Annotated in this window: 22 protein-coding genes; 10 read left to right on the top strand and 12 right to left on the bottom strand. The window is 59.5% G+C overall.

The window, feature by feature from the left end; genetic code table 11:
* Nucleotides 1–10: 10 nt before the first annotated feature.
* The 6 genes from QO231_RS05435 to QO231_RS05460 all read right to left on the bottom strand — a co-directional run bounded on the left by QO231_RS05435 (nt 11) and on the right by QO231_RS05460 (nt 7,704).
* Nucleotides 11–1,471 (bottom strand): biotin carboxylase, encoded by a 1,461-nt coding sequence (locus tag QO231_RS05435; protein ID WP_316774072.1) that lies wholly within the window; start codon nt 1,469–1,471, stop codon nt 11–13.
* Nucleotides 1,472–1,487: 16 nt separating this feature from the next.
* The gene (locus QO231_RS05440) at nt 1,488–4,226 is read right to left on the bottom strand and encodes an aminotransferase class I/II-fold pyridoxal phosphate-dependent enzyme (protein ID WP_316774074.1); all 2,739 of its coding nucleotides are present in this window, start codon (nt 4,224–4,226) and stop codon (nt 1,488–1,490) included.
* Nucleotides 4,227–4,297: 71 nt separating this feature from the next.
* The gene (locus QO231_RS05445; protein ID WP_316774075.1) at nt 4,298–5,284 is read right to left on the bottom strand and encodes a carbon-nitrogen hydrolase family protein; all 987 of its coding nucleotides are present in this window, start codon (nt 5,282–5,284) and stop codon (nt 4,298–4,300) included.
* Nucleotides 5,285–5,428: 144 nt separating this feature from the next.
* Nucleotides 5,429–6,628, bottom strand: coding sequence for a pyridoxal phosphate-dependent aminotransferase (locus tag QO231_RS05450; RefSeq protein WP_316774077.1), 1,200 nt, complete (start codon nt 6,626–6,628; stop codon nt 5,429–5,431).
* A 28-nt stretch (nt 6,629–6,656) separates the two neighbouring features.
* Nucleotides 6,657–7,400, bottom strand: coding sequence for an SDR family NAD(P)-dependent oxidoreductase (locus QO231_RS05455; RefSeq protein WP_316774078.1), 744 nt, complete (start codon nt 7,398–7,400; stop codon nt 6,657–6,659).
* 91 nt (nt 7,401–7,491) lie between these two features.
* Nucleotides 7,492–7,704, bottom strand: coding sequence for a hypothetical protein (locus QO231_RS05460; protein ID WP_316774079.1), 213 nt, complete (start codon nt 7,702–7,704; stop codon nt 7,492–7,494).
* A 69-nt stretch (nt 7,705–7,773) separates the two neighbouring features.
* Here QO231_RS05460 and QO231_RS05465 point away from each other — a divergent pair, with 69 nt between their 5' ends.
* On the top strand, nt 7,774–7,911 hold the full coding sequence (locus QO231_RS05465; protein WP_316774080.1) for a hypothetical protein: 138 nt from the start codon (nt 7,774–7,776) through the stop codon (nt 7,909–7,911).
* A gap of 59 nt (nt 7,912–7,970) precedes the next feature.
* Here QO231_RS05465 and QO231_RS05470 read toward each other — a convergent pair whose 3' ends face one another.
* The 3 genes from QO231_RS05470 to QO231_RS05480 are packed head-to-tail and all read right to left on the bottom strand — an operon-like array spanning nt 7,971 to nt 10,295.
* Nucleotides 7,971–9,032 carry a methyltetrahydrofolate cobalamin methyltransferase gene (locus QO231_RS05470; RefSeq protein ID WP_316774081.1) on the bottom strand — a complete coding sequence of 354 codons (1,062 nt, stop codon included), beginning with the start codon at nt 9,030–9,032 and terminating at the stop codon, nt 7,971–7,973.
* 10 nt (nt 9,033–9,042) lie between these two features.
* The gene (locus QO231_RS05475) at nt 9,043–9,972 is read right to left on the bottom strand and encodes a methylenetetrahydrofolate reductase (RefSeq protein WP_316774569.1); all 930 of its coding nucleotides are present in this window, start codon (nt 9,970–9,972) and stop codon (nt 9,043–9,045) included.
* Nucleotides 9,973–9,998: 26 nt separating this feature from the next.
* Nucleotides 9,999–10,295 (bottom strand): virulence factor, encoded by a 297-nt coding sequence (locus QO231_RS05480; protein WP_316774083.1) that lies wholly within the window; start codon nt 10,293–10,295, stop codon nt 9,999–10,001.
* A 249-nt stretch (nt 10,296–10,544) separates the two neighbouring features.
* Here QO231_RS05480 and QO231_RS05485 point away from each other — a divergent pair, with 249 nt between their 5' ends.
* Together QO231_RS05485 and QO231_RS05490 are read left to right on the top strand one after the other, a co-directional pair.
* A complete protein-coding gene (locus tag QO231_RS05485; RefSeq protein WP_316774086.1) occupies nt 10,545–11,657 on the top strand; it encodes a Ppx/GppA phosphatase family protein in 1,113 nt (370 codons plus the stop codon).
* A gap of 72 nt (nt 11,658–11,729) precedes the next feature.
* A complete protein-coding gene (locus QO231_RS05490) occupies nt 11,730–12,446 on the top strand; it encodes an RlmE family RNA methyltransferase (protein ID WP_316774088.1) in 717 nt (238 codons plus the stop codon).
* On the opposite strand, the gene QO231_RS05495 is transcribed toward QO231_RS05490, so the two are convergent.
* Nucleotides 12,436–13,305 carry a YihY/virulence factor BrkB family protein gene (locus tag QO231_RS05495; protein ID WP_316774089.1) on the bottom strand — a complete coding sequence of 290 codons (870 nt, stop codon included), beginning with the start codon at nt 13,303–13,305 and terminating at the stop codon, nt 12,436–12,438. The genes QO231_RS05490 and QO231_RS05495 overlap by 11 nt on opposite strands.
* A 256-nt stretch (nt 13,306–13,561) precedes the next feature.
* Here QO231_RS05495 and QO231_RS05500 point away from each other — a divergent pair, with 256 nt between their 5' ends.
* Together QO231_RS05500 and QO231_RS05505 are read left to right on the top strand one after the other, a co-directional pair.
* Nucleotides 13,562–14,665 (top strand): AI-2E family transporter, encoded by a 1,104-nt coding sequence (locus QO231_RS05500; RefSeq protein ID WP_316774090.1) that lies wholly within the window; start codon nt 13,562–13,564, stop codon nt 14,663–14,665.
* Between the two features lie 14 nt (nt 14,666–14,679).
* On the top strand, nt 14,680–15,828 hold the full coding sequence (locus QO231_RS05505; RefSeq protein ID WP_316774092.1) for an acetoin utilization protein AcuC: 1,149 nt from the start codon (nt 14,680–14,682) through the stop codon (nt 15,826–15,828).
* Between the two features lie 25 nt (nt 15,829–15,853).
* On the opposite strand, the gene QO231_RS05510 is transcribed toward QO231_RS05505, so the two are convergent.
* Nucleotides 15,854–16,315, bottom strand: coding sequence for a potassium channel family protein (locus QO231_RS05510; protein WP_316774094.1), 462 nt, complete (start codon nt 16,313–16,315; stop codon nt 15,854–15,856).
* 195 nt (nt 16,316–16,510) lie between these two features.
* On the opposite strand from QO231_RS05510, the gene QO231_RS05515 reads away from it, so the two are divergent.
* Genes QO231_RS05515 through QO231_RS05525 form a run of 3 tightly spaced genes read left to right on the top strand, consistent with a single transcriptional unit; the run spans nt 16,511 to nt 20,614 of the window.
* Nucleotides 16,511–17,167 (top strand): ABC transporter ATP-binding protein, encoded by a 657-nt coding sequence (locus QO231_RS05515; RefSeq protein ID WP_316774097.1) that lies wholly within the window; start codon nt 16,511–16,513, stop codon nt 17,165–17,167.
* Nucleotides 17,164–19,572, top strand: a complete 2,409-nt coding sequence (locus QO231_RS05520) for an ABC transporter permease (RefSeq protein ID WP_316774098.1) — start codon at nt 17,164–17,166, stop codon at nt 19,570–19,572. Before QO231_RS05515 ends, QO231_RS05520 begins: the two co-directional genes overlap by 4 nt.
* On the top strand, nt 19,562–20,614 hold the full coding sequence (locus QO231_RS05525; protein ID WP_316774101.1) for a lipocalin-like domain-containing protein: 1,053 nt from the start codon (nt 19,562–19,564) through the stop codon (nt 20,612–20,614). The genes QO231_RS05520 and QO231_RS05525 overlap by 11 nt, the downstream gene beginning before the upstream one ends.
* On the opposite strand, the gene QO231_RS05530 is transcribed toward QO231_RS05525, so the two are convergent.
* Nucleotides 20,605–21,528, bottom strand: coding sequence for a dihydrodipicolinate synthase family protein (locus QO231_RS05530; protein WP_316774103.1), 924 nt, complete (start codon nt 21,526–21,528; stop codon nt 20,605–20,607). The two genes, QO231_RS05525 and QO231_RS05530, sit on opposite strands and share 10 nt — an antisense overlap.
* 60 nt (nt 21,529–21,588) lie before the next feature.
* Between QO231_RS05530 and QO231_RS05535 the strand changes: the two genes are divergently transcribed.
* Both QO231_RS05535 and QO231_RS05540 read left to right on the top strand, forming a co-directional pair.
* Nucleotides 21,589–22,374, top strand: coding sequence for an N-acyl homoserine lactonase family protein (locus QO231_RS05535; RefSeq protein ID WP_316774105.1), 786 nt, complete (start codon nt 21,589–21,591; stop codon nt 22,372–22,374).
* Between the two features lie 113 nt (nt 22,375–22,487).
* On the top strand, nt 22,488–23,375 hold the full coding sequence (locus tag QO231_RS05540; protein WP_316774107.1) for a hypothetical protein: 888 nt from the start codon (nt 22,488–22,490) through the stop codon (nt 23,373–23,375).
* Nucleotides 23,376–23,382: the final 7 nt, after the last annotated feature.

Here is a 23,382-nt window from a genome sequence, read left to right on the forward strand (position 1 = left end):
GGCGAACCCCTTACATGATCTTGAAGGCGGGATCACTCAGCGCTGGTTCGGCTTGAGCAACGGACAGGGGTTTCGCCGAAACCGATTGCTTGATCCCGTGAATCCAGCGTTTGGCCCGTTCGTTCAGCTTGAAACCCTTGGTCATCGACCGTTCTCGCGTCACGAGGATACCGATATCAGCCCCCTCGTACCGATAATCGCCGGGCTGCAGGATGCGCAGGAAGAACGCTTCGTTCTCGCTCTCCACGGCGCGGCGGTGATAGTCGAACCGGTCGAACACCACACGGCCATCGGCGAGCATCTTGTAGATCCCGGTCTCGGGCGCCTGGGTGCAAATATCGACACTATCGTCGGTGTGTTTGATCACCATTTGCGACCAGCTGTCGATCATGTCCGGGTCGGCCCAGCGGGCGTTCAACTCGTCCACATCCAGATCGAACTTCTTGCGGGAAAACTCCAGCAGGTGGAACAGGAACAGCGGCGCATCCGCATGGGCAAACGCTGCATGGTTGGTCATCGATGACGCCCCGGTGATTCGCGGGTTCAACTCGCCCAGCCAGAGCTCGCCGGTTTTCTTGTCGATCAGGAAATCCAGTTCAAAATATCCGCGATAGCCTTCCTTGCGAAGTTGTTCACCGAATTTGAAGGTCAGGTCACGGGCCTGATTGCGGACCTTGGGCGGAAAGGCGGTGGACAGGATTTCGTTGCCACACCAGCCGCCGCGATACGGTGTCAGTTCCTTGAAACCGACCAGTTCGGTCATCAACGGCCCGACAATGGTGCCTTCCTTTGTGGCACAGGCCTCGATCGCCGAACCACGGCAATCGATCCGCTTCATGATCTTGATTTCACCTTCGCCAATGATCTCGTGCTCGTGGCGGCGGAAATCGGCCTCGCTCTTGATGAAGAACGTGGTGTGGCCGGAATCGCCAAAGGCCGATTGCAGAACGAGGTCGTGACCAATTCCGCCTTTTTCGCAGGTCTTGCGCAGGTCTTCATAGGATTTGACCTCGGCCAGCACGTTCGGCACCGACGGAACGCCGGCCTTGTCGCCGATCCGCACGGTTTCGATCTTGTTGTCCATCTGGGTGCGCAGCTTGGCCTTGGGGAACCAGACGTCCGCGCCCAGTTCCTTGGACAACCGCTCGGTTTCTTCGTCGAACATCAGGAACACGAACTTTGGCTTGCCGCCGCGCCGTTTGACAAAGTCGATCACTTCCTTGTGCTGAAGCAGGTAGTTGTTGATGTCCTCGATGCTCTGGAACTCGGCATGCGGCTGTTCAGAGGGCACGAATGTGTTGGGATGCTTGCCGTCGTAACAGTCAATGTAGCAAATGTACTTGAAGTTCTTCACCCACTCGTCAATGCCGAGCAGATTGAAGTTGGTCGCCGAGATGAAATAGATCGGGTCATCGTTCCGGTGAAAGAACCGTCGAATTTCGGAAATGTTCTTCAATGCTTTGGTAGCCATGTCTTTCTCCCAGTTCTTATTCTGCTGCAGTTTTCAGATTTAGTTCTGCATGCTTTTCAAGTGCCTCCGGCGTGAACACGCGCAACCCGAGGTCGGACCGATATCCATGAATCTCGTTTACATCCAAGGCTCGCATGAAGGCGAGGATTTCGCTGCTGACCACCTGCCCGGGCACCAGGATCGGAAACCCCGGCGGATAGGGAATGATGAAACCGGCTGAAACGACTTCCTTGCCGCTGTCGAGCGCTTGCTTCAGGGAACCGTCCAATTCCATGTAGTCGCAATTATCGCCCTCGTAGCTGAGGAAAAAGGCAGATCGAATATCGCCTTCCGACGTGCCGAGATCGGTGCGGAATGCATCGTGAAAGCGGCTGAAATCGGGCAATGGCGGCAGATCTTCCATCAGGTTCTTGACCCGACGATCAAAGCCGAGTTTTTCCATCCGGCTGGCGTCATCCAGAAGGTCGTCCAATCCCTTTGCGATTTCAACCAGCACCTCGATCAGATAGGCGACGCTGGACCGGGTCGTGCCGATATTTGTCATGAACAACACGGTGTTGCGCGACGTCTTGTTGATCTGGATACCATAGCGATCCATCAGGATCTCGGTCTTGAATGTATCGCCATCCCATCCGGTGCCGCCGACGGCAAGAGTCACCCGGGTGGGATCAAGCGCGAATTCGTCATGCTGCCAGCAGTCCCACATATCGGTCCAGCCCTGCTCGGCGTCAAAATAGCTGGTGACGCCGCTCTCGCGATGGGTTTCTGGGATCATGTCGCCCGCAGTCAGCACCCGAAAGTACTTCTTGAGCAACGGATGCGTGGCGATCGAACGGCGCATCGACATCGCGGCCTCGACCTGCCGCTGAACGAATTCAAACCCTTCCAGTTCGACCTGCCGGCGGCCAACGTCGAGACTGGCGATAATCTGATAGTTCGGCGACGTTGACGTATGGGTCATGTAGGCTTCGTGAAACGATTGTTCCACCTCGCCCTTGAAGTCCTGATCGTTGACGTGGATCATGGAACCCTGACGCAGAGAGGTCAGCGTCTTGTGGGTGGATTGCGTTGCATAGGCCCGCACCCGCGCATGCGGCGGCGGTATCAACCGTGTATTCAGTAACGTTTCGTCATCAGCATCGGCAAGTTCTTCCTGCTGCTTTTCATAGGCAGCCACATGTTTGTCGGTCTTGAAGCGCGCACGCAGTTCGGTGGCGGCGTGCATCGCTGTGCGTTGGCGATAGGTCGGGTTGAACCTCGCGAACGCGAACCAGGCTTCGTCCCAGAGAAAGATCAGATCGGGCTTGATCGCCAGGCATTCTTCCATGACGCGTTCGACGTTATAGACAACGCCATCGAATGTGCAGTTGGTCAGCAGCAGCATTCGCACGCGATCAAGCTTGCCCGCCGCCTTGAGTTCCAAGAGTTGATGCTTGATCTCCCTGAGGGGCACCGCTCCATACATCGAGTATTCGTTGAGCGGATAGCTGTCGAGATAGACCACCTGCGCACCGGCGAGCACCATGCCGTAGTGGTGCGATTTATGGCAATCCCGGTCGACCAGCACGATATCGCCCGGGCTGACCAGCGCCTGAACAACGATCTTGTTGCAGGTCGACGTGCCGTTGGTCGCAAAGAAGGTCTGTTTCGATCCGAACGCGCGGCTTGCGAGTTCCTGCGCACGCTTGATCGGCCCGTGCGGTTCCAGCAGAGAATCCAGCCCTCCGGATGTCGCAGAGGTTTCCGCGAGAAAGATGTTGGGGCCATAGAACGCGCCCATGTCCTGAATCCAGTGGCTGCGGCTGATTGATTTGCCGCGACTGATCGGCATCGCGTGAAAGACGCCGGTGGGCTGCTTGGAGTACTCGACAAGCGCCGTGAAAAACGGTGTCTTGAAACGCGACTGCACGCCACGCAGGATATTGAGGTGCAGTTCGAGAAAGTCCTCCTGATTGTAGAAAACCCGCCGACAGATCCCCAGATCCAGCCCCGCGATATCTTCCACGGATCTCTCGGTGATCAGGTAGGCATCCAACTCGGGTCGGGCCCGTGCGATCAGGCGGCACAGTTCGGGGCCATAGGCCTCCGGCTGCATCTCATCAAACTGCTCGACCCCGCCGGCCCGGTCCAGATACTTGTGCAGGATCGGCTGATCCATCTTGGACCGCAATGTCAAACCCGGACGGACCACAATGGCCTGAATATTGTAGTTGAACAGAACCGCGATCAACGCATCTTCGAGGCTGGGCACCACAAGCGCCTGATAGGCAAACTGATCTTCGGGACGCCGCATACGTGCCATGTTGGAGCGCAGCCAGCGTTCCTGATCTTCGCTCACATTGTCGACGATCAGAACTTCGAAATATGGCTTGCTGAGCGCGCGGGCCTCTGGCGACAGCTGCGACTCGTCATCATGCTCTTCGCTGTCCATGCTGTCGCGTTCGAGCGGGATGTGACGCCGCCTGTAGGCTCCGGTTGCAAGGGCGCGAGTCACACGCCCGACGGAAAATGCGAGATCGTCATAGTTCCCGTGGCCGAACTGGCGTCGCATATGCTCGAACGCCGCCATACCCGGAAACGCCCAATAGGGTTCGATCAGGGAAAGTGAATTGAAGAGGTCGTCGGTCTTCTTTCGTAGTGATTCCAGCCTCTTCGAGGAATTCTCCTCTGTCAGCGCGCTGGTTGCGTCTCGAAGTGCGCTCCAGCGATCCGCCCGAAGTTGGATCGCTGAATAATAGTCAGAAACAGAATGCATCAAAAGTCCTCCCGAAGGACAAGCATCTGACTGTTTCAGAAAAATATCAACAGGTTAGTTTAACCAATCGCTCAGCCGTTCGAAGTCTTGCCTGCAAAAGGAAAGGTCACGGGTGCAGCTCTGCCCGAAATTGCATCGGATTCCTGCTCCATCCCTGTTTGAGCGGGTTCGGCCGGCACATCTACGTGAAGACCCGCCCGGGTTCCCTGCGTTTGCATCTCCAGAGGTCCAAGTGTCTTGAGGTAGGCATCGGTGCCGCTGTTTCTGTCATAGACGGAAAAATCGGTGGAGCGGTCACGAAAGCTCTTGAGCACCTGGCCCAGCCCCTTCATGCCGACTTCGCGCTGACGCCGCACCATGTCGAGATCGATTTCGATCGGGAACATGTCCTCTTGCCCGGCGGACTGGTGCAGGACCATGGACGTGGGATCAACAACACATGATTTGCCGACACCACCCGCGCCAAGACCATTCACGTCAAAGACGTAGCACTGAAATTGTGCGGCAGTGGCGCGCGCGATCGCAAGTTCGGCGTCGCGATCGGTCGTTCCGGTCAGGACAGGGTGGAGCAGAACCTCGACGCCCTGCGCCGTCAGCTGTCGCGTGGTTTCGGGAAACCACATGTCATAACAGATCGACAGGCCGAACCGCCCGACATCCGGCACATCAAAGACGCAGAATTCCGTGCCTGCTTCGACATCCACCTCGTAAGGACGGAACGGGAACATCTTGTCATAGCTTGTCACCACATCGCCATCGGGGTTGATGACGAATGATGTGTTTCTGATCAGCCCGTCTTCGCCCCTGATGAACATGGATCCCGGAATCAGCCAGACCTTGTGTCGACGCGCCGCTTCGCAGAACTGGGATACCGCCTCGTTCTGCCTGGGCTGCGTGTATCGGTGGAGCGGGCCATAAGGGGCCAGTTCACTGAACAGAACCATCTGGGTCCAGGGAAAGCGCGCCATAAGGATATCCAGGCGATGGATCATGCCTTCGACGTTGGATTGAAGCGCTGAAACGTGCATCTGCAGGCCAGCGATAGCAAAGGGGGTCATTCAACAAGTCTCCGTCTGTGCAGCGATCAGAGTGATCAGCACATGGTCTGCCTGTCTTGCCCGGATTTCAGTCATATGCAAGAGCGCCGCAGCGGCAATCAGCGCCGAGATGCCGGAAGTGCCGATCTGTTGATCAATCCGATGCTACAATATCACAGGCCGATCCGTCCTGTTTTGGCTGTCGGCCAGATAGTCGCCCATTCGCGCTACAGCCCGCCGGATATTGTCTTGCGAGTTTGCATAGCTGAGTCGGATGTAGCCCTCGCCCAACACCCCGAAATCGGGCCCGCCAATGGTCGCCACGCCGGTCTTTTCAAGAAGGTCCGAGGCAAGTGCCTTGGCCTTGAGACCCGTCGCCGAGATGTTGGGAAAGGCATAGAACGCGCCCTTGGGTGGGATGCAGCTGACATTGGGCAACCCGTTGAGCAGGTCCACGACGAGTTTTCGCCGTGCATCGAACTCCAGCAGCATCTTGTTGACCGCATCCTGCGGCCCGGTCAACGCCGCAAGTGCCGCATATTGCGCAGGCGCATTGACGCACGACCAGGCGTTGACCGCCAGCTTGCGGGCCTTGTTATAGAGGTCATCGGGCCAGACCGAATAGCCCAGCCGCCAGCCGGTCATCGCATAGGTCTTGGACCAGCCATTCAGCAGGATCAGCCGGTCACGGATTTCAGGATAGCTCAGCAGGCTGACATGCTCTTCACCGTCATAGAGCATCTGGTCGTAGATTTCGTCGGACATGATGGCGATGTCCGGACGGTCGGCCAGCCCGGCGACGAGCGCGTCAATCTCACCCCTGGGTGTCACGCCACCACAGGGGTTGGCAGGCGAATTCACGATGATCAAGCGTGTCTGCGGAGTGATCAGAGACAGCAGCTCGTCGGCGGAAAAGGCAAATCCATTCTCTTCGCGGATCGGGACAGGGATCGGACGCGCGCCGGTGAACTCGATCATCGAACGATAGATCGGAAATCCGGGGTCAGGATAGAGAATATCCGCACCCGGTTCACCGAACATCATGATCGCGCTGAACATGGTGACCTTGCCGCCGGGAACAATCAGCACGTTGTCCGGGTTGACCTCGACCGCGAACCGGCGGTGCAGATCGCCCGAAACCGCAGCGCGCAGTTCCGGGATGCCTGTCGCGGGCGTATAGCCGTGATGCCCGTCCCGCAGCGCCTTGATCGCGGCCTCGACGATATGGTCCGGGGTTCGGAAATCGGGCTGGCCGATGCCGAGGTTGATCACGTCCATGCCCTCTGCCGCCAACGCCCCGGCACGGGCCAGAACCGCAAATGCGTTTTCTTCGCCGATGCGATCGAATCCAGCTATGGTTTTCATCTGAAGTCCTTCGTTGCAACTGTCGGCGTTAATAGGTGGCCCGACCACCGGAAAGATCAAAGACCGCGCCCGTCGAAAACGAATTCTCCGCACTTGCCAGCCAGACAATCATGCGGGCGGCCTCATCGACCTCAAGAAATCGGTTTCGGGGGATCTTGGACAGCATGTAGTCGATATGTTCCTGGCTCATCTGGTCAAAGATCGGAGTCCGCGCCGCCGCCGGCGTGACACAGTTAACCCCGATATCAAACCCGGCAAGTTCCTTGCCAAGCGACTTGGTGAACCCGATGACCCCGGCCTTGGAGGCGGAATAGGCGCAGGCGTTGGGATTGCCTTCCTTTCCGGCAATCGACGCGATGTTGACGATGCGCCCGTAGCCACGCGCCTTCATGCCGGTTATGACGGACTTGTTGGTGAAATAGGTGCCGGTCAGGTTGATCTGGATGATCTGCTGCCAGGCGTTGTTGTCATAGTCCTCGACCGTTGTGTTCGGTCCCGCAATCCCGGCGCTGTTGACCAATACGTCGATGCGCCCGTAGTGCGCTTCGGTTTCCCTGGTCGCGCTCTGAACACTCTCCCAGTCTGCAATATCACAGCCAACGACAAGAACCGCCTGCCCGTCCAGCGCCGACTGCGCCGCGTCCGGGTTCATGTCCCACACCGCAACCTGGGCGCCCTCGGCGAGCAAGGCCTTGACGACCGCCAGCCCGATACCCTGCGCCCCACCGGTGACAACTGCCACGCGGTCCGAGAATTTTGGATTTTCCGGCAATTTACGCGCCTCCACTGTATGGTGAGCGGCCCGGTTCGACGCGATCGCTCCCAGAACAGCTATGTCAGGATTCGCCGGATCGGCAAGGGCACTATTCGTCGCCGGTCAGCCCTGCGAGCAATTTGTCCCGCTCATCCACCAGACGAACACGATATCGCCGCATGGTCTTGCAGGCGAATTTATTGTGCCGCGCCGCATTTGTCTTGGGGTCGCGCCGGGCATCAGCCTCGAGGTCGGTGATACAGGTATCGACCTCTTCTATTTCGCGAATGGTCTCTGCCAGATCCTTTGCCGTGTCGGTCATGCCTTGTCTCCTTTGGTGCCTGATCCGGGGTGGCCCATGCCTTGCCCCTTGCCACGATGAATTGCGCCGATGCGTGCCCTTTGCACCGGTGCCCGTTCAATCTATGCCGGCGATTTCGGCTTTCGCAAGTCTGCTTTCCCTTACCTCGCCTGGCAACCGGACCCCGGTAAACCGGCACCGGTGCCAGCCAAGGTCAAGATTGCCTGAGAAGGCCGGCGAACCTGTTGTCCGTTCCGGCGAGGCGAACACGCCCGATGCGGGTTGTGTCAGGCCCTGCGACGACGTCCGCCCGTGCGGCCAGCCCGCCCCCGGCCCTCGTCACCGGCCTTGACCGGCTGCTTGTTGGTGCGGATCCATTCGCCACCATGCGGGTCGTTGTTGGTCAGGAAGTTCGCGGCGCGGATCGCTTCCATCTCAGAGCCGGCCAGCGTCTTGGTCGAGCCCATGCCGAAGAGTTCCACAAAGGTTTGGTCATCCAGGTCGTCAGGCAGGACAACCCCCGCCGCTGCCACTTCGGCGCGTTTCGCGGCGATCTTGGATGCCGGCACCGGCAATGCAACAGGGTTCATGATTGCGCTGGTCATGCCGGCGCCCATGGCCATCGGCAAAAACGCGTTGTTGATCCCGTGCCGGTTGGGCAGGCCAAAACTGATGTTTGACGCACCGCATGTCGTGTTCACCCCCAGTTCCTCGCGCAGGCGGCGGACCAGCGTGAAAACCTGCAGGCCGGCCGTTCCCATCGCGCCAATCGGCATCACCAGCGGATCGACCACGATGTCATGCGCCGGAATGCCGAAATCGGCGGCCCGTTCGACAATTTTCTTGGCAACCGCAAAGCGCACGTCAGGGTCTTCGGAAATGCCGGTATCATCGTTCGAAATCGCGACCACCGGCACATTGTATTTCTTGACCAGTGGCAGGACCAGTTCGAGCCGGTCTTCCTCGCCGGTCACCGAGTTGAGCAACGGACGCCCCTCAGCTACCGCCAACCCGGCCTCAAGCGCGCCGGGAACCGAACTGTCGATACACAGAGGTACCTCCACAAGCCCTTGAACCATCTGAATGATTTTCGTCATCAACGGAGGTTCTGTTTCGTTCGGGTTGGGGTTTGAATTGTAGACTACACCCGCGTTGATATCGAGAACGGTCGCCCCCGCCGCAACCTGCGCCAGCGCATCCTTTTCAACGGTCGAAAAATCCCCGGCTTCCAGTTCTGCCGCAAGCTTCTTGCGCCCGGTCGGGTTGATCCGCTCGCCGATTACACAGAAGGGTTGATCAAAGCCAATGATGGCCGTCTTGGTTTTGCTTTCGACGATGGTCCGGGTCATGGGTGGCCTTTCAGGACTGGTTTGCGGGGCGGCCAGAAGCGCCGCCATGAGAGATAGCCCAGCTTGCATTGGTCTTGATCCCGCCAAGCGGGAAGAAATGCACGTTGGTGATGTTGAAATCCGGGTGCGCCGCCTTGTGGGCCGCCAACTGCGCAAGCACATCGGTCGGTTCATATGGCAAGAGCAGCTTGCTGACATCCATCGCCCGCTTCTGCAGCACCTTCAGAGAGGGGCCGACGCCGCAGGCGATCGCGAACTTGATCAGGGTCTGAAGCTTCGCCGGGCCGGCGATCCCGATGTGCACCGGCAAGTCGATACCCGCCTCGCGCAGCTGCTCCGCCCAGGCGATGATCGGTTTCGCGTCAAACGCAAACTGCGTGGCCAGCGCCATTTCGGCATCGGTCCGTTCTGCAAACTTCTGTTTCCAGGTAAGTGCTTGCTCGACGTTCTTCATGCTACCATCGGGGTCGATATCCCGGTTTCCCTCGGGGTGGCCGGCGACATGCAAACGTTTGAAGCCTGCCTTGTCAAAAAGCTCGCTTTCCATCAGTTGCATGGAACTGTCGAATTCACCGGCGGGCTTTGCCACGCCGCCAGCCAAGAGCAGGGCCTGCTCAACTCCGGCTTCGCCCTGATAGCGGGCGATCCAGTCGGCAAGTGTCGCCTTGTCCCGGATGATCCGGGCCGGAAAATGCGGCATGACAGGGTAACCATCGCGGGCGAGCCGCGCTGCGGTTGCGACCATGTCTTCGATCGGCGTGCCCTCGATATGGGCGACGTAGACCCGCGTGCCTTCGGGAAGCAAATCGCGAAAGTCATCGACCTTTTCGGCAGTCCGCGGCATCACTTCGATCGAATAGCCCTTCAAAAAGGCCTCGACCTGTTCATTGACCGGACCAGAAACCGGGGTGTCACGTTTCTTGAAATTCAACAAAGCCATGGTGGCCTCCCAGAATGATGTCAGGCTCATGCCCATCCATCGTTGTCGATAAGGGCCTTGATCCGGTCCCGGTCGTATTCAGTTTCCAGTCTTACTGCCTCGGCTTCGGCCACCTCGGTCGGTTCACCTTCTACCACATAGGGCGCGGCTTTGCGCCATTCTGCAAGATAGGCATCCGTATCCTTGGCGTTGACCTTCATCGCCGCCCGGTCAATCGCTTGTTCAAAGCGCTCTTCCAGTTGCCGTTTTGCGCCGCGACGGCCCTTGCCCACGATGACCTGGGCGGGGATGTCGCGCCAAAACACTACGGTGACGTCTGGCATGACTGATTCCTTCCTCTTCGTGCGCCCTGTCTAATGCACCACCTGGGTCGGACGACGCCTGTTTTCGACAGAACACGCGGTGACAGCGACCTGCGCAGCAATCCCTAAACCAGTGGCAATCGTTAGGCCACCGCAGCAAGCCCCCAAAATCTTCATGACAATATTGAATGCGCGTTCAATCACGGCATCTTGCGATAATTCAAATGCGCGCCTATCGTGAGGCCAACTTGAAATCGGAGGGCGTGTCAAATGGCGCCCAAGCGTCCCAATGGTGCGGGCGCGTTCCCTATAGCGGTCGAAAGCCCTGCGCCGAAACCGCCCGATCCGGCAGAGCTCTATGCGGCTCTGGATCTGGGTACAAACAGCTGCCGCATGCTCGTTGCCCAACCCAAGGGCAGCGGATTTCATGTGGTGGACAGCTTTTCCAAATCCGTGCAACTCGGCTCGGGTCTGGAGCGGACGGGGCGTCTGTCCCGGTCGTCGATGGCGCGCACCGTTCAGGCGCTGCGCATCTGCCAGCAAAAACTCAAGCGCAACAAGGTACTGCGCATGCGGCTGGTCACCACCGAGGCCTGCAGACGGGCCAAGAATTCGCGCGAGTTCATACGACAGGTGCGGCGCGAAACAGGATTATCGCTGGAGGTGATACAGCCCGAGGAAGAGGCCCGCCTCGCGGTGATCTCATGCGCCCCCCTTGTCAGCACCAAGACCGAGCAGTTGTTGGTGGTCGATATCGGGGGCGGCTCGACAGAGCTGGTCTGGATCGACATCAGTTCGGTTCCGCGCCGTGACCGTCCCAAAGCGATCATGCGGCTGCATGCCGGGTTCCACCCGCCCGAAAGCCCGTTTCCGGCGGCAAAGGTGGTGGATTGGATCAGTGTACCGCTCGGCGTCGCCACCCTGCGTGATCAGTTCAGCGATGTCGACGATGACTCGGCCCGGTTTGCGCTGATGAGCTGGTTCTTTGAAGAGAACCTGGCCGAGTTCGCACCCTATAAGGACATTCAGGCGCGCGAAGGGTTTCAGATCATCGGCACCTCCGGCACCGTTACAACCGTTGCGGCCAGTCATCTTGGGTTGAAACGATATGATCGGACCAAGGTGGATGGGTTGCGCATGACCAGCGATCAGATCGACAAGGTGATCCGCAACTATCTGGACCTAGGCCCGGTCGGACGGCGCAAGGATCCGCGGATTGGCGAGGACCGGCAGGCCCTGATCATGTCAGGATCGGCGATCCTGCAGGCGCTGCTGCGATGCTGGCCGACGGACCGGTTGTCGGTGGCGGATCGCGGGCTGCGCGAGGGTCTGCTCTATGCGCAGATGAGCGCGGATGGTGTGCTCGAGGACGGGCCGTTCTAGGCGCCCCTGCCCGCCTTGCGGTGAGGGGCCGGTGGCAGTAGAGACCAAAGCGATACGAACTGGGTGATCACCATGGGCAAGACGCCAACAGGAAAAAACACGTCCGGACGCGGCCAACGCGACCTCAAGGTCAAGGTCAAGTCGGCGCGCGGCCGCACGCTGAGTTCGACCCGCTGGTTGCAAAGGCAGTTGAACGACCCCTATGTCAAGCGGGCCCAGGCCGAGGGGTACCGCGGGCGGGCGGCGTTCAAGATCCTGGAACTCGACGAAAAATTCCGGTTCCTGGTGCCGGGCGCGCGCGTGGTGGATCTCGGTTGCGCCCCTGGTGGCTGGTTGCAGGTGGCGGTCAAACGCATCAACGCGATGGGTGAAAGAACGGACAAGGCAGTGGGCCGCATCCTTGGTATTGACCTGCAAGATGTCGAACCGGTGGCCGGCGCGGAAATCCATCAACTCGACTTCATGGCCGATGATGCCGACACCCAGGTCAAGGAATGGCTCGGCGGCAAGGCCGATGTTGTGATGTCGGACATGGCGGCATCGTCATCCGGGCACAAGCAGACAGATCACCTGCGCATCATCGCGCTCTGCGAGGCCGCGGCCTACTTTGCCTTTGACGTGCTCGAAGACGGTGGAACCTTTGTCGCCAAGGTGCTCGCGGGCGGAACCGAGGGCGAATTGCAGAAATTGCTCAAGCAGAAATTCACCAAGGTCATGAACGTCAAGCCACCCGCGTCGCGTTCGGACAGTTCGGAAAAATTCGTGGTGGCCACCGGGTTCAGGGGCTGACAGCACCCTTGTCCTGCAAGGCACGCTTTGCGAGCGCTCCGTTGAATTCCGCCCCCAGGATCAGCAACGCCGACATCAGATACAAGAAAATCAAGGCCACCATGACCCCGGCCAACCCGGCATACGTGGCGCTGTAGCTGGCAAACCGGGTGAGATAGTAGGAAAAGCCAGCCCCGGCCAAACCCCACAGCAGGATCGTCAGGATCACACCGGGAAGAATCTCAGACAGAGAGTGCGAACGGCCAGGCAGCCAGATGTGACAGGCCGCGACACCTGCCCCAAGCAGGAAAACCGCGATCAGGGTTGCAAAGGTGTCACTGGCCAGCCAGCCCATCACATCAGATGGCACAACGTTGGAAACGAAACGCAGGTACAGCGGCACCGCGAGGCCAATCGTTGCGGCAATCATCAATATCGCCCCGCCGACGGCGACGAATGTCAGGCAAATCAATCGCGCCTTCCAATACGGGCGCGATTCGATGTCCCGATAGGCCTGAATCATGGCCTGGCGCACCGCATCGACTCCATTTGAGGCAAAGTAGATCGCCAGAACGCCACCGACCGTCAAAAGACCGGAATTGGCGGAGGCCAGAACCGAACGAACCTCGGAGGTGATCGGTTGCGCGATCTCATCCGGCCACGATCCAAAGATCAGTTCGATCAGATTGTCGACATCAATTTCCTGCGACAGCGTCGCCGCCAGTGCCACGACAAACAGGACAAACGGAAACAGCGCCATCATCAGCGACATCGCCACATGGCTGCTCATCACCCAACCACCCTTGGCGTTAAAGCGCACCGCCGCGTCCTTGAGGGCGCTAGCCATCAGAATGGCTTGAGAGAGAACGGGATTGTTCACAATTTTTCCTGATCCGGGTAACTCAATGAAGTCTACATGCCTGCCTGTCTCGCACGCTGGAACGTGGAGGAAGTCGCCGAAAGGTTGCACAACTGCGGCGGGGGATGCAACATCACTGCGTGACTTTGAACCATCGCCGCTAAAGCGGTGAGCTAACCAACAAGACTGCAGACACGGGTCAGGGTGTACCGTTTCGTTCGCCCTGCTCCGGTTTGGGCGAAGAGGTGGCAGGGTGATACCGCAAGGCGATGAAATCGTGGCAAACGACACGCCCGGGAAATCTGCACTGGCGCTTTGGCGCGACATATTGTTGATCGCAACGCTGATCATCAGCGGCCTCTATGCGGGTGCGGGATTTCTGATTCCGCTGACGCTGGCGGCGCTGATCTTTGTGCTCATCACAGCACTCAGCGACAAAATCGCGAGATCGCAAGTCGGAGGTTGGCACCCGCCACAATGGCTGAGCTATCTTCTGGGAACGGCGGCGGCCTTTGTGGGCTTGTTTGCGGTGACATATATCCTGGCCAACCAGGCGTCACAATTTGCACGGGCTCTGCCCTACTATGAGTCGCAGGTGGATACCGCGCTGACCCGCATCGCAGCCCTGCTCGGCGAAGACGTCGTTGCGTTCATCCGCACCAACATCATCCAGATCGACATGTCCCGCATCGCCGTCAGCGCCCTTGGCAGCGCTGGAACCTTTCTGAGCACCTTTTTTCTGATCTGCCTCTACGTGGTCTTCATGATCGGCGAACGCGCGGTCTTGGGCACCAAGTTCGAGCTTGCCGCAAGGGATCAAAAGCTGAGAAACGAAATCCGCAGTATTTCCGACGCAATATCCAGGAGCCTGCAACGCTATGTCAGCGTCAAATCGTTTGTCAGCGCCCTGACAGCGCTGTTCAGCTATGCGGTGTTTCGCCTTCTGGGGCTGGAGTTCGCGGAAACCTGGGCGGTTTTGACGTTCGCGCTGAATTTCATCCCTTCGATCGGCTCCGTACTCGCCGTAATTCTGCCAGCGCTGGTCGCGCTGATTCAGTTCGAAACGATTTCGCCATTTCTGTTGATCACGCTTGGCTGCGGTTCGGTTCAGTTTCTCGTCGGCAACATTCTCGATCCGGCGCTCACTGGTCGATCCTTGAACCTCTCGACCTTCATGGTGATCCTGGCGCTGACGTTCTGGTCCGCGATCTGGGGACTGCTCGGAGCATTCATGAGTGTCCCTCTAACCGTCTGCATCCTGATCGTGTTCGCGCAGATCCCGGCCATGCGCCCTCTGGCGATCCTGATGTCCAAGGATGGGCACCTCGCGACCGCCGCCACCGCGCCCGAAACCGGTACGGGAAGGCACGACCCGGGATGAAATCGGAGCGCGGCATGAAATCAGACCCGATCTTTATCGGCGCACGGGTCTATCGCGCCTCCAGCTATGGCGGTGCGCACCCACTGGCGATTCCACGGGTGCCGACGGTGACGGACCTCTGCTGCGCCATGGGCTGGTTGCCAGAACACCAATACCGCTCCAGTCCGCGCGCCAAACCGAGCGCCTTGCAGGCGTTTCACACCAGCGGCTATGTCACCGCCCTGCAAACCGCCGAAGACAGCCAGAAGGTCAGCGAAGAGACCCGCAGACGTCACGGACTTGGAACATTGTCCAACCCCGTTCACCCGCACATGTTTCGCCGTCCCGCAACATCTGTCGGTGGCGTCATGTTCGGTACCGCGTTGATCGCTGATGGCGGGATCGCCTATGTCCCGGGCGGCGGCACCCATCACGGAATGCCCGATCGCGCCAGCGGTTTTTGCTATTTCAACGACCCGGTTCTGGCAATCCTGTCGCTGCAGCGGCAAGGCCTCCGGCGCGTCGCCTACGTGGATATTGATGCGCACCATTGCGATGGCGTAGAGGCGGCGTTTCAGGATGCGGACGGAGTCCGCCTGGTCTCCGTGCACGAGGAAAACCGCTGGCCGTTCACCGGAGCGCTTGAAGACACGGCCGGAGGAACTTCCTTCAATCTGCCGGTTCCGCGAGATCTCAATGACACCGAATACGATCTGATCCTGGACCGGTTCATTTTGCCCGCGGTGGAGCGATTTCGCCCCGACGCCCTGATCCTGCAATGCGGAGCGGATGCCCTGCTGGAAGACCCATTGTCGCGCCTTGCGCTGTCCAACTCCAGCCATTGGAAAACCGTCGCCGCCTTGCGCCGTCTTTGTGACCGGTTCCTGGTGCTTGGCGGTGGCGGCTACAACCCGTGGTCCGTCGCACGATGCTGGACCGGTGTCTGGGCGACACTGGCAGGTTATGACATCCCCGACATCCTGCCAACCAAAGCGCGTGCCGTTCTTTCACCGCTGAAATGGAACCGAAAGACGGGTTTTCAGCCGCCAGCTCACTGGATCGAAACCTTGCGGGACCCAAGCAGAGATGGCGCGGTTCGCGATGAAATACGAACAAGGGTGAACCATCTGAGGGTCAGACTGGCCGCCGAACATGCGTCTGGTCCGGCCGCCCCGGCGCGATAGGTCGTAATTCGATCACAAGACAGGGTCAATGACGCCGGAGGGTTCGCGAATGATGGTCTTCCCGGTCCGCCACAAGGAGCCGATTGGTCACAGCCACAAGAAACGCAGTGCTCAGCCCGAAACTCAGCAGACCCGTCACCGCGGCAAAGGTTGCAAAAATCCGCGCCTCGGGTCCAACCACAAGATCGCCGTAGCCAAGCGCCGTAAAGGTCACCAGAGAAAAATAGACCGATTCATTCCAATCAGAAAAGATCCCGAATAGGATCCAGATCGTTGACCAGATCCAGACCTCGATCGTGAGTGCAACGATCAGGATGCCGAGGGCCAGCATCAACATGATCGCGATCTGCATGGCGAGCTTGCGGTGACGCACCCGTTGCGAAATCGATTCCAACACCCGTGCGCATACCGCGAGACAACTCACATGGATGATCAGGCATAGCCCGAGCACAGCGCTTCCCCAGAGTACCTGTTGGACAACTGTCATGGCTGCATTTCCCGGTTTCGGTTTCCGTGTCGACGCTTGTGCGTTGCGGTTCATTTCGCCGATGTGCGATCAGTCATGTCAATGCCGGGCACCCGAATCCATTGCCAACGCGACATCTTGGCCGCATTTGTGGTCGGTGGTGGACACCGGTGCAATCCGCGCCATCATCCAGTTGGCAAGCAAAGGAAGTGATGCGTGTTGTTGAGTGTCCAGAACATCACCAAACGATACCCCGGAAGCGATCCGGACCTGCCGATTCTAAACGATGTCTCGCTCGAACTGGACACGGGCGAAACGCTCGCCCTGACCGGTGAGAGCGGTTGCGGCAAGAGTACGCTGTTGCATCTTGTCGGCGCTCTGGACGGGTTTGACAGCGGCGAAATTCATCTTGATGGAAAGGCCTTGTCGGGACTGGATGACGCCGCGCGCGCCGCGTTGCGGCGTGGCACGGTCGCCCTGGTGTTTCAGCAGTTCAACCTGATCCCATCATTGACCGTTGCCCAGAACCTGGCCTTTCATGCCCGTCTTGCCGGCCAGGAAGATCCCGACCACATCGCATTTCTGGCCGAGCGGCTCGAATTGCACGACCACACCCATCGCTATCCCGAACACCTGTCGGGCGGACAGATGCAGCGGGTTGCCATTGGCCGCGCCCTAGCCGTGCGGCCCAAGCTTCTGCTGGCGGACGAGCCGACTGGAAACCTGGATGAGCGCACCGGCGATCTTGTATTTGACCTGATGATCGAGTTGGTCAAACAGTCGGGAACCGCATTGTTTCTCGTCACCCATTCCCGCAGAATAGCGGACCGGCTTGACCGGCATCTGCTCCTCAGTTGCGGCCGCATCGCATGAGACGCACCGGCCTTGCTGCCCTGCTGTCGCATTGGCGCAGGCAGCCACTGCAACTCGTCACGCTCGTGCTCGGGCTTGCCCTCGCCACCGGACTATGGTCGGCCGTCCAGGCAATCAACGGGCAGGCGCGGGCGAGCTATGCCCAGGCCGCCGAACAACTGGGCGCGAACCGCTTGCTAGGCCTCACCGCACCAAACGGTTCAATCCCCGTCGCGCAATACGTGCAACTGCGCCGTGCGGGCTGGCAACTCAGCCCCATTCTTGAAGGGCGTGTCAGGTTGAATAGCACTACGATTTCCCTGCTTGGCGTCGACTCGCTCAGCTATCCGGTTCCGCCTGCCCCAGCGTCCGATCAAGAGACGCTTGACCCCGCAGATATCCTGACTGCGCCCGGACGCCTTTTCGCCCATCCCGAAACCGCGGACAAACTGGCTGTCGCCGCGTTGCCCGCGCCCTTGATCGTGACCGATCACTTGCCTGTCGGCATCGTTCTCACCGATATCGCCATAGCTGAAAGCCTGTTGGAAAGATCGGGCGAGATCAGCCGGATCCTGGTGCTGCCCGATCAGCCCGCCGGGCTTGTGCCGTTATCTGACATCGCCCCCGATCTCGTCCTCTCCGAGCCCAACGGTGACGCGGATATTGCCCGGCTCACCGACAGCTTTCACCTCAACCTCACGGCCTTTGGCCTACTCTCCTTTGCCGTCGGCCTCTTCATCGTGAACGGAACGGTTGGCCTTGCCTTTCATCAGCGGCGCGGCATGTTCCGATCCCTGCGGGCCCTTGGGGTGCCTTTGGGCGTCTTGACGGAACTGTTACTTTTCGAGCTGTTGGCATTGGCTTTGCTGGCGGGATTTCTGGGGCTGATCATCGGCTATCTTGTCGCCGCAGCACTCTTGCCCGACGTCGCGGCAAGCCTGCGCGGGTTGTATGGTGCACCGGTCACAGGCACCCTCACACTGCGCCCTGCGTGGATCGCAAGTGGTCTCGCGATTGCCCTGCTCGGTGCCTTGATTGCTGGCGGACAAGGCGTCTGGCATCTGCACCGCCTGCCCATCCTGGCCGCCCCGGGCCTGCAAAGCTGGCGGCTTGGCTCGGCCTCCCGCGACCGGACTCAGGCACTGACCGGCGTCGGGTTGGTCGTTGGAGGTTTTCTCGTTCAGGGGCTCGCACAGGGGCTGATCGCGGGCTTTGCCTTGCTGGCCGGTTTGATGCTGGGGGCCGCACTGTTGCTGCCACCGATTCTCGGGCAGGTCCTCGGCTGGATCAGTGCCCGCGCCCGGGATCCTGTGGCACAATGGGTCTGGGCCGATCTGCGCAGCCACATGCCCGGACTGTCGTTGGCGCTGATGGCGCTCCTGCTGGCGCTTGCAACGAACATCGGCGTCGGCACCATGGTATCGAGCTTTCGGCTGACGTTCACCGGTTGGCTCGATCAACGCCTTGCCTCAGAACTCTATGTCACGGCCCGCTCCGATGACGAAGGCGCCGCAATCCGCGACTGGCTGCTTTCGCGCAGCGATGCGGTCTTGCCGATCCGCTATGGCGAACTCCGCCTCGCGGATCAGCCCGGGCGAGTCTATGGCATCGCCGATCACGCCACATATCGCGATCACTGGCCGCTGATCGAGGCCCTGCCCGGCGTCTGGGACCGGCTCCACACCGAGCGCACCGTGCTGATCAACGAGCAATTGGCGCGGCGCACCGATCTGTGGCCGGGGGATGAGATCGCATTGCGATCAGGCTGGACCGTCGAAATCGTCGGGGTCTATTCGGACTATGGCAATCCCAACGCTCAGGCCATCGTGTCATTGCCTGCCCTCTTGTTGCACGTTCCCAGCGTGCCCAATCGACAATTCGGTGTCCGCATCGCCCCGGATCTATCCGTGCGCCTCGTCGATGAATTGCGCAGCACCTTCGGCCTCCCCACCTCGGCGATCGTTGATCAGGCCGCGATCAAGGCACGTTCCCTTGGCGTGTTCGAAAAGACATTTGTCGTCACCGGTGCCCTGAATGTCCTGACCCTGGGTGCTGCCAGCTTTGCAATCCTGACCAGCCTTCTTACCCTGTGGACCCTGCGCCTGCCGCAGCTTGCCCCGGTCTGGGCGCTCGGCCTGACACGCAAACGGCTTGCCTGGCTGGAAGTGCTCCGCAGTGTTGCGCTCACCGCCCTGACCGCCTGTCTTGCCTTGCCACTTGGATTGGCTCTGGCCTGGGTTCTGCTGGATGTCATCAATGTCGAAGCCTTTGGCTGGCGATTGCCGATGCACCTGTTCCCCTTGGACTGGGCGCGTCTTGCTGTTCTCGCATTGATCGCAGGGGGGATCGCCGCCGTGATCCCGGCCAGACGCCTGCGGACCACACCACCGGCAGATATGTTGAGAGTATTCAGCAATGAACGCTAGGGCTTGCATAGTTCTGTTAATGTTATGCATCTCGCAACCTGCGAACGCGCAGGGGTTTGCGGGGCTTGGAACGGATGCCGAGGGGTTTGCAATTCCGCAACCGGGCCAGCCCCTCGATTTTCCCGCCGATCATGGCGCGCACCCGGCGTTTCGGATCGAATGGTGGTATCTCACCTCGACACTGACAGGCGATGACGGTCACTCCTACGGTGTTCAGTGGACACTGTTCCGGTCCGCCCTGAAACCGTATGAGGATGCCGGATGGCAGTCGCCGCAGTTGTGGATGGGTCACGCGGCGCTCACCAGCGAAACCACCCATCAGTTTGACGAGCGCATCGCACGTGGGGGGATTGGTCAGGCGGGTGTGATCGCAGAGCCTTTTTCCGCATGGATCGACGATTGGCAAATGACCGGACAGCCAAAAAAGGGGTTGTCCGAACTCAAACTGACGGCGCGCGGCGAAGCCTTTCAGTATGAGTTGCTGCTGAACGCTGATACGCCCCTGGTTTTGCATGGAGAGGCCGGATATTCGACCAAAACCGAAGATGGCAAGGCGAGCTATTACTATTCGCAACCGGCCTATTCGGTCACCGGAACGCTGCAGTTGCCCGATGGGCCGGTCAATGTCACGGGCCAGGGCTGGCTGGATCGCGAGTGGTCATCACAGCCCTTGTCCGAAGATCAAACCGGGTGGGACTGGTTCTCGCTTTCCTTTGACAGCGGAGCGCGCATGATGGGTTTTCGATTGCGCGACAGCGGTGATGGCTACACGTCGGCAACCTGGATTCACCCCGATGGGTCAAGCGTTTCCCTGCCAAACGGTGCTCTTGAAATCGAGCCCATTGAGACAGCCGTTGTAGAGGATCGACGCATTCCCACCGTCTGGCAGGTCGCCCTGCCTGCACAGGACCTGAACATCACGGTGACGGCCCTTAACCCGCAAAGCTGGATGGGAACGTCATTCCCCTATTGGGAAGGCCCCGTGACCGTCATGGGGAGCCACGCTGGCCGCGGGTATCTTGAGATGACGGGTTATGAGTGAACCGTGGCGAGCCGCTTTTCCAGCCGCGTGACAAGAAATTCGAGATCTCGAATAGTATTTTCAGACAAGGGTTTGCCCGGCTTTCTTACAGTATCATGTGCAATCGCGCCCCGTCTTGCGAGGATGTACTTCCGCACCGCAAGCCCCAGACCGGGTTGGGATTCATAGCGAACAACCGGAAGGTAAGCGTCAAAGACCTCCTGTGCATGGTCGACATCGCCCGCATCATGCGCGGCAACAACCCTGGCCATCATTTCCGGATAAGCGAAGCCCGTCATCGCCCCGTCCGCGCCACGCCGCAGTTCTTCGGGCAGGAATTGGCCGCCATTGCCACACAGGATCGAGATGCGCCGCGCCCCCGCGTCAGATGCCGCACGCAAAGTCGTGATCTTGTCCAGGCCCGGCCAGTCCTCGTGCTTGAGCATCACGCAATTGGGACAGTCCGCTACGATTTTCAGAATGGTTTCGGCAGAAATGACAACATTCGTGACCAACGGAAAATCCTGCAAGACGAACGGGATGTCGCCGAGGGTTTCGGACACGTCGCGATAATACCCAAGGATTTGCGTATCGGTCCTGAGCGTCCAGGGTGGCGCAACCATGACTCCGACCGCACCGATCTCCAACGCGGTGTCCGCCAGCGAACGAATCGCTGCCAGACCGGGTGCCGAAACGCCGACGATCACGGGCAAATCGCTGCGCGCCACCACGCGGCGAATAACGGACCTGGATTCATCGGCCGACAGCTTGCCCGCCTCGCCCATGATCCCAAGGATTGTCAGACCGGTCGCGCCCTTCTCGGCGTAATAGTCCACCATCTGGTCGATGCTGTGCAGATCAAGCGCGCCATCGGGTTTGAAGGGCGTCACGGCGATGGTAAAGACACCCCGCGCAGTTTCATCGAGCCGTTTCATGGTCTGCCCCGTTTTTCTGTTCCGACGATGTGCTAGAACGCTAGGGACAGGAGCGTTGGAATGGAACCAGAAAACTTGAATCAGCCGATGGCTCGCGAGCATCTGTTGCTCGGTCATCCTGTGGCGCTCTGGATTCTGGACTACGGGCTGTTTCGGGTTAACGCCAACCGGCGGGTCATCGGGATCTGCGGCTTCCTCATCCGCACCAGTGCTGGGGAGCAACTCTTGGTAGATACCGGCTTTCCCGCGAAATACGTCCGCGACGCTGTGGCGGCGACAGCCGAGGATGGGCTGGAGGTGTTTGGCACCGTGCTGCACTGCGGGCCGGAAAATCTTCCGGCTGCACAGTTGAAACTGGCAGGCACGTCGCTGGATCAAATAGATCTGATGATCCAGACCCACACGCATATTGATCATGTCGGCGGGCTCGACGCCTGCCCGCAGGCTCCGATCGTGATGGCGAGGGCCGAACGCAGATTGCCAAAACCGCTCTACTGGGGAGCTGCGCAGCCCATGGACTGGCCCGCGCGGGATTATGTGTTGATCGAGACCGACACCGAGATCGCGCCCGGCCTGCAGATCCTCTTGGTGCCGGGACACACGCCAGGACAATTGGCCGTGCTCCTGCGCCTGCCAGAGACCGGGTCTGTTTTGCTGACGTCGGATGCGATCTCGCGACCCGAGGAAATGGCCGGGGGCTTTGCAGGGGCTTGGGATGCCTCCCTGGCCCATGCCAATGGAGAGCGGCTCATGACCTTGGCGACCCAACAGGACGCAGTTGTCATCTACGGGCATTGCCCAACTCAGTGGCCGGTGCTGAAGAAGTCGCCGCTACGTTTCAGTTAGCCAATAGCGGATGGCGGGACGTGCGCGCCATGCCGCGTTAACCAATTCGAAAGGATTGGCAGCACAATAATCACATATTGTTGCAAATTGTTTCCTGATTTGGATTGTCCTGGATGCCGTCGACAACGCCCCCTGCCCCTCGGTCCTTGGGCAAACCTCTGCAGTCAGTGCCCTGCTATGACGGCGACGGTATTGCAGACGCCTTTGCCGCTGCAGGAGCACCACCACCGTTCGTGATGTGGCGACCTCATGCCGAAATGGTCGAATGCCGGTCGACCACCGCGTTCCATATGGCCTGTGATCGGCTTACCGGTGGTCAGGATGCAATTTCCGAGGACCAGCTCGACCTGTCCTGTTTCGGGGCGATGAAGGACTGGCTCGCCATCGTGGAATTGGCCGAGGATGGGCACGCGTATCGCTATGCCCATTTCGGACAGGGGATCACACGGTTCTATGGCCGCGACATGACCAAGAGGACAACCGCTGATTTTCCCGCACACATCAGCAAATTCTACACCGAAATTTTTGGTGAAGTCCGGCGGCGCAAAGAGCGCGTGCTGACCGTGCATCAACCGCCCGATCGGGTATTTATCACTACATGGCGGCGCTTGTTGGTGCCCGTTGTCGACACTGCTGGAAACGTCACGCAAATACTGACGTCAAACAACCCTGAAAACGAACTGCGCGCAGGGCTCGAGATTTTGCCCGCCTCGGTGCTGATCGTGGATGCGGATCATGTGGTGCGCTATGCCAACAAGATTGCGCGGCAATCCTTTGATGCGGGCAACTACGGGCCGTGGTCGCGTACGATGTTCGATTATGCGGCACTTGATCTCCAGATCCGAGAACGACCTGAAGACATCCTGGCCCATGGCATCACGCAGACCTGCACCTGCCGCCATATCAAGCACCAGCGGATCGGCCAGTATCATGCGACGGTCAGCGCCGCGCGGTACAAGGGCACCGCCTTTTACATCGTGCTGCTGCAGCCCCAGGACTAGGATGCGT

Origin of the sequence: Sedimentitalea todarodis (assembly GCF_032595355.1) — a bacterium.
In the GTDB taxonomy this organism is placed as follows: domain Bacteria; phylum Pseudomonadota; class Alphaproteobacteria; order Rhodobacterales; family Rhodobacteraceae; genus Sedimentitalea; species Sedimentitalea todarodis.

Coding starts and splice junctions, on each gene's coding strand:
- QO231_RS05480 (WP_316774083.1), bottom strand. CDS start 10,295: ATGCCAGACGTCACCGTAGTGTTTTGGCGCGACATCCCCGCCCAGGTC.
- QO231_RS05475 (WP_316774569.1), bottom strand. CDS start 9,972: ATGGCTTTGTTGAATTTCAAGAAACGTGACACCCCGGTTTCTGGTCCG.
- QO231_RS05435 (WP_316774072.1), bottom strand. CDS start 1,471: ATGGCTACCAAAGCATTGAAGAACATTTCCGAAATTCGACGGTTCTTT.
- QO231_RS05540 (WP_316774107.1), top strand. CDS start 22,488: ATGCCGTCGACAACGCCCCCTGCCCCTCGGTCCTTGGGCAAACCTCTG.
- QO231_RS05525 (WP_316774101.1), top strand. CDS start 19,562: ATGAACGCTAGGGCTTGCATAGTTCTGTTAATGTTATGCATCTCGCAA.
- QO231_RS05530 (WP_316774103.1), bottom strand. CDS start 21,528: ATGAAACGGCTCGATGAAACTGCGCGGGGTGTCTTTACCATCGCCGTG.
- QO231_RS05440 (WP_316774074.1), bottom strand. CDS start 4,226: ATGCATTCTGTTTCTGACTATTATTCAGCGATCCAACTTCGGGCGGAT.
- QO231_RS05470 (WP_316774081.1), bottom strand. CDS start 9,032: ATGACCCGGACCATCGTCGAAAGCAAAACCAAGACGGCCATCATTGGC.
- QO231_RS05535 (WP_316774105.1), top strand. CDS start 21,589: ATGGAACCAGAAAACTTGAATCAGCCGATGGCTCGCGAGCATCTGTTG.
- QO231_RS05510 (WP_316774094.1), bottom strand. CDS start 16,315: ATGACAGTTGTCCAACAGGTACTCTGGGGAAGCGCTGTGCTCGGGCTA.
- QO231_RS05445 (WP_316774075.1), bottom strand. CDS start 5,284: ATGACCCCCTTTGCTATCGCTGGCCTGCAGATGCACGTTTCAGCGCTT.
- QO231_RS05520 (WP_316774098.1), top strand. CDS start 17,164: ATGAGACGCACCGGCCTTGCTGCCCTGCTGTCGCATTGGCGCAGGCAG.
- QO231_RS05450 (WP_316774077.1), bottom strand. CDS start 6,628: ATGAAAACCATAGCTGGATTCGATCGCATCGGCGAAGAAAACGCATTT.
- QO231_RS05460 (WP_316774079.1), bottom strand. CDS start 7,704: ATGACCGACACGGCAAAGGATCTGGCAGAGACCATTCGCGAAATAGAA.
- QO231_RS05465 (WP_316774080.1), top strand. CDS start 7,774: ATGCGTGCCCTTTGCACCGGTGCCCGTTCAATCTATGCCGGCGATTTC.
- QO231_RS05505 (WP_316774092.1), top strand. CDS start 14,680: ATGAAATCAGACCCGATCTTTATCGGCGCACGGGTCTATCGCGCCTCC.
- QO231_RS05485 (WP_316774086.1), top strand. CDS start 10,545: ATGGCGCCCAAGCGTCCCAATGGTGCGGGCGCGTTCCCTATAGCGGTC.
- QO231_RS05490 (WP_316774088.1), top strand. CDS start 11,730: ATGGGCAAGACGCCAACAGGAAAAAACACGTCCGGACGCGGCCAACGC.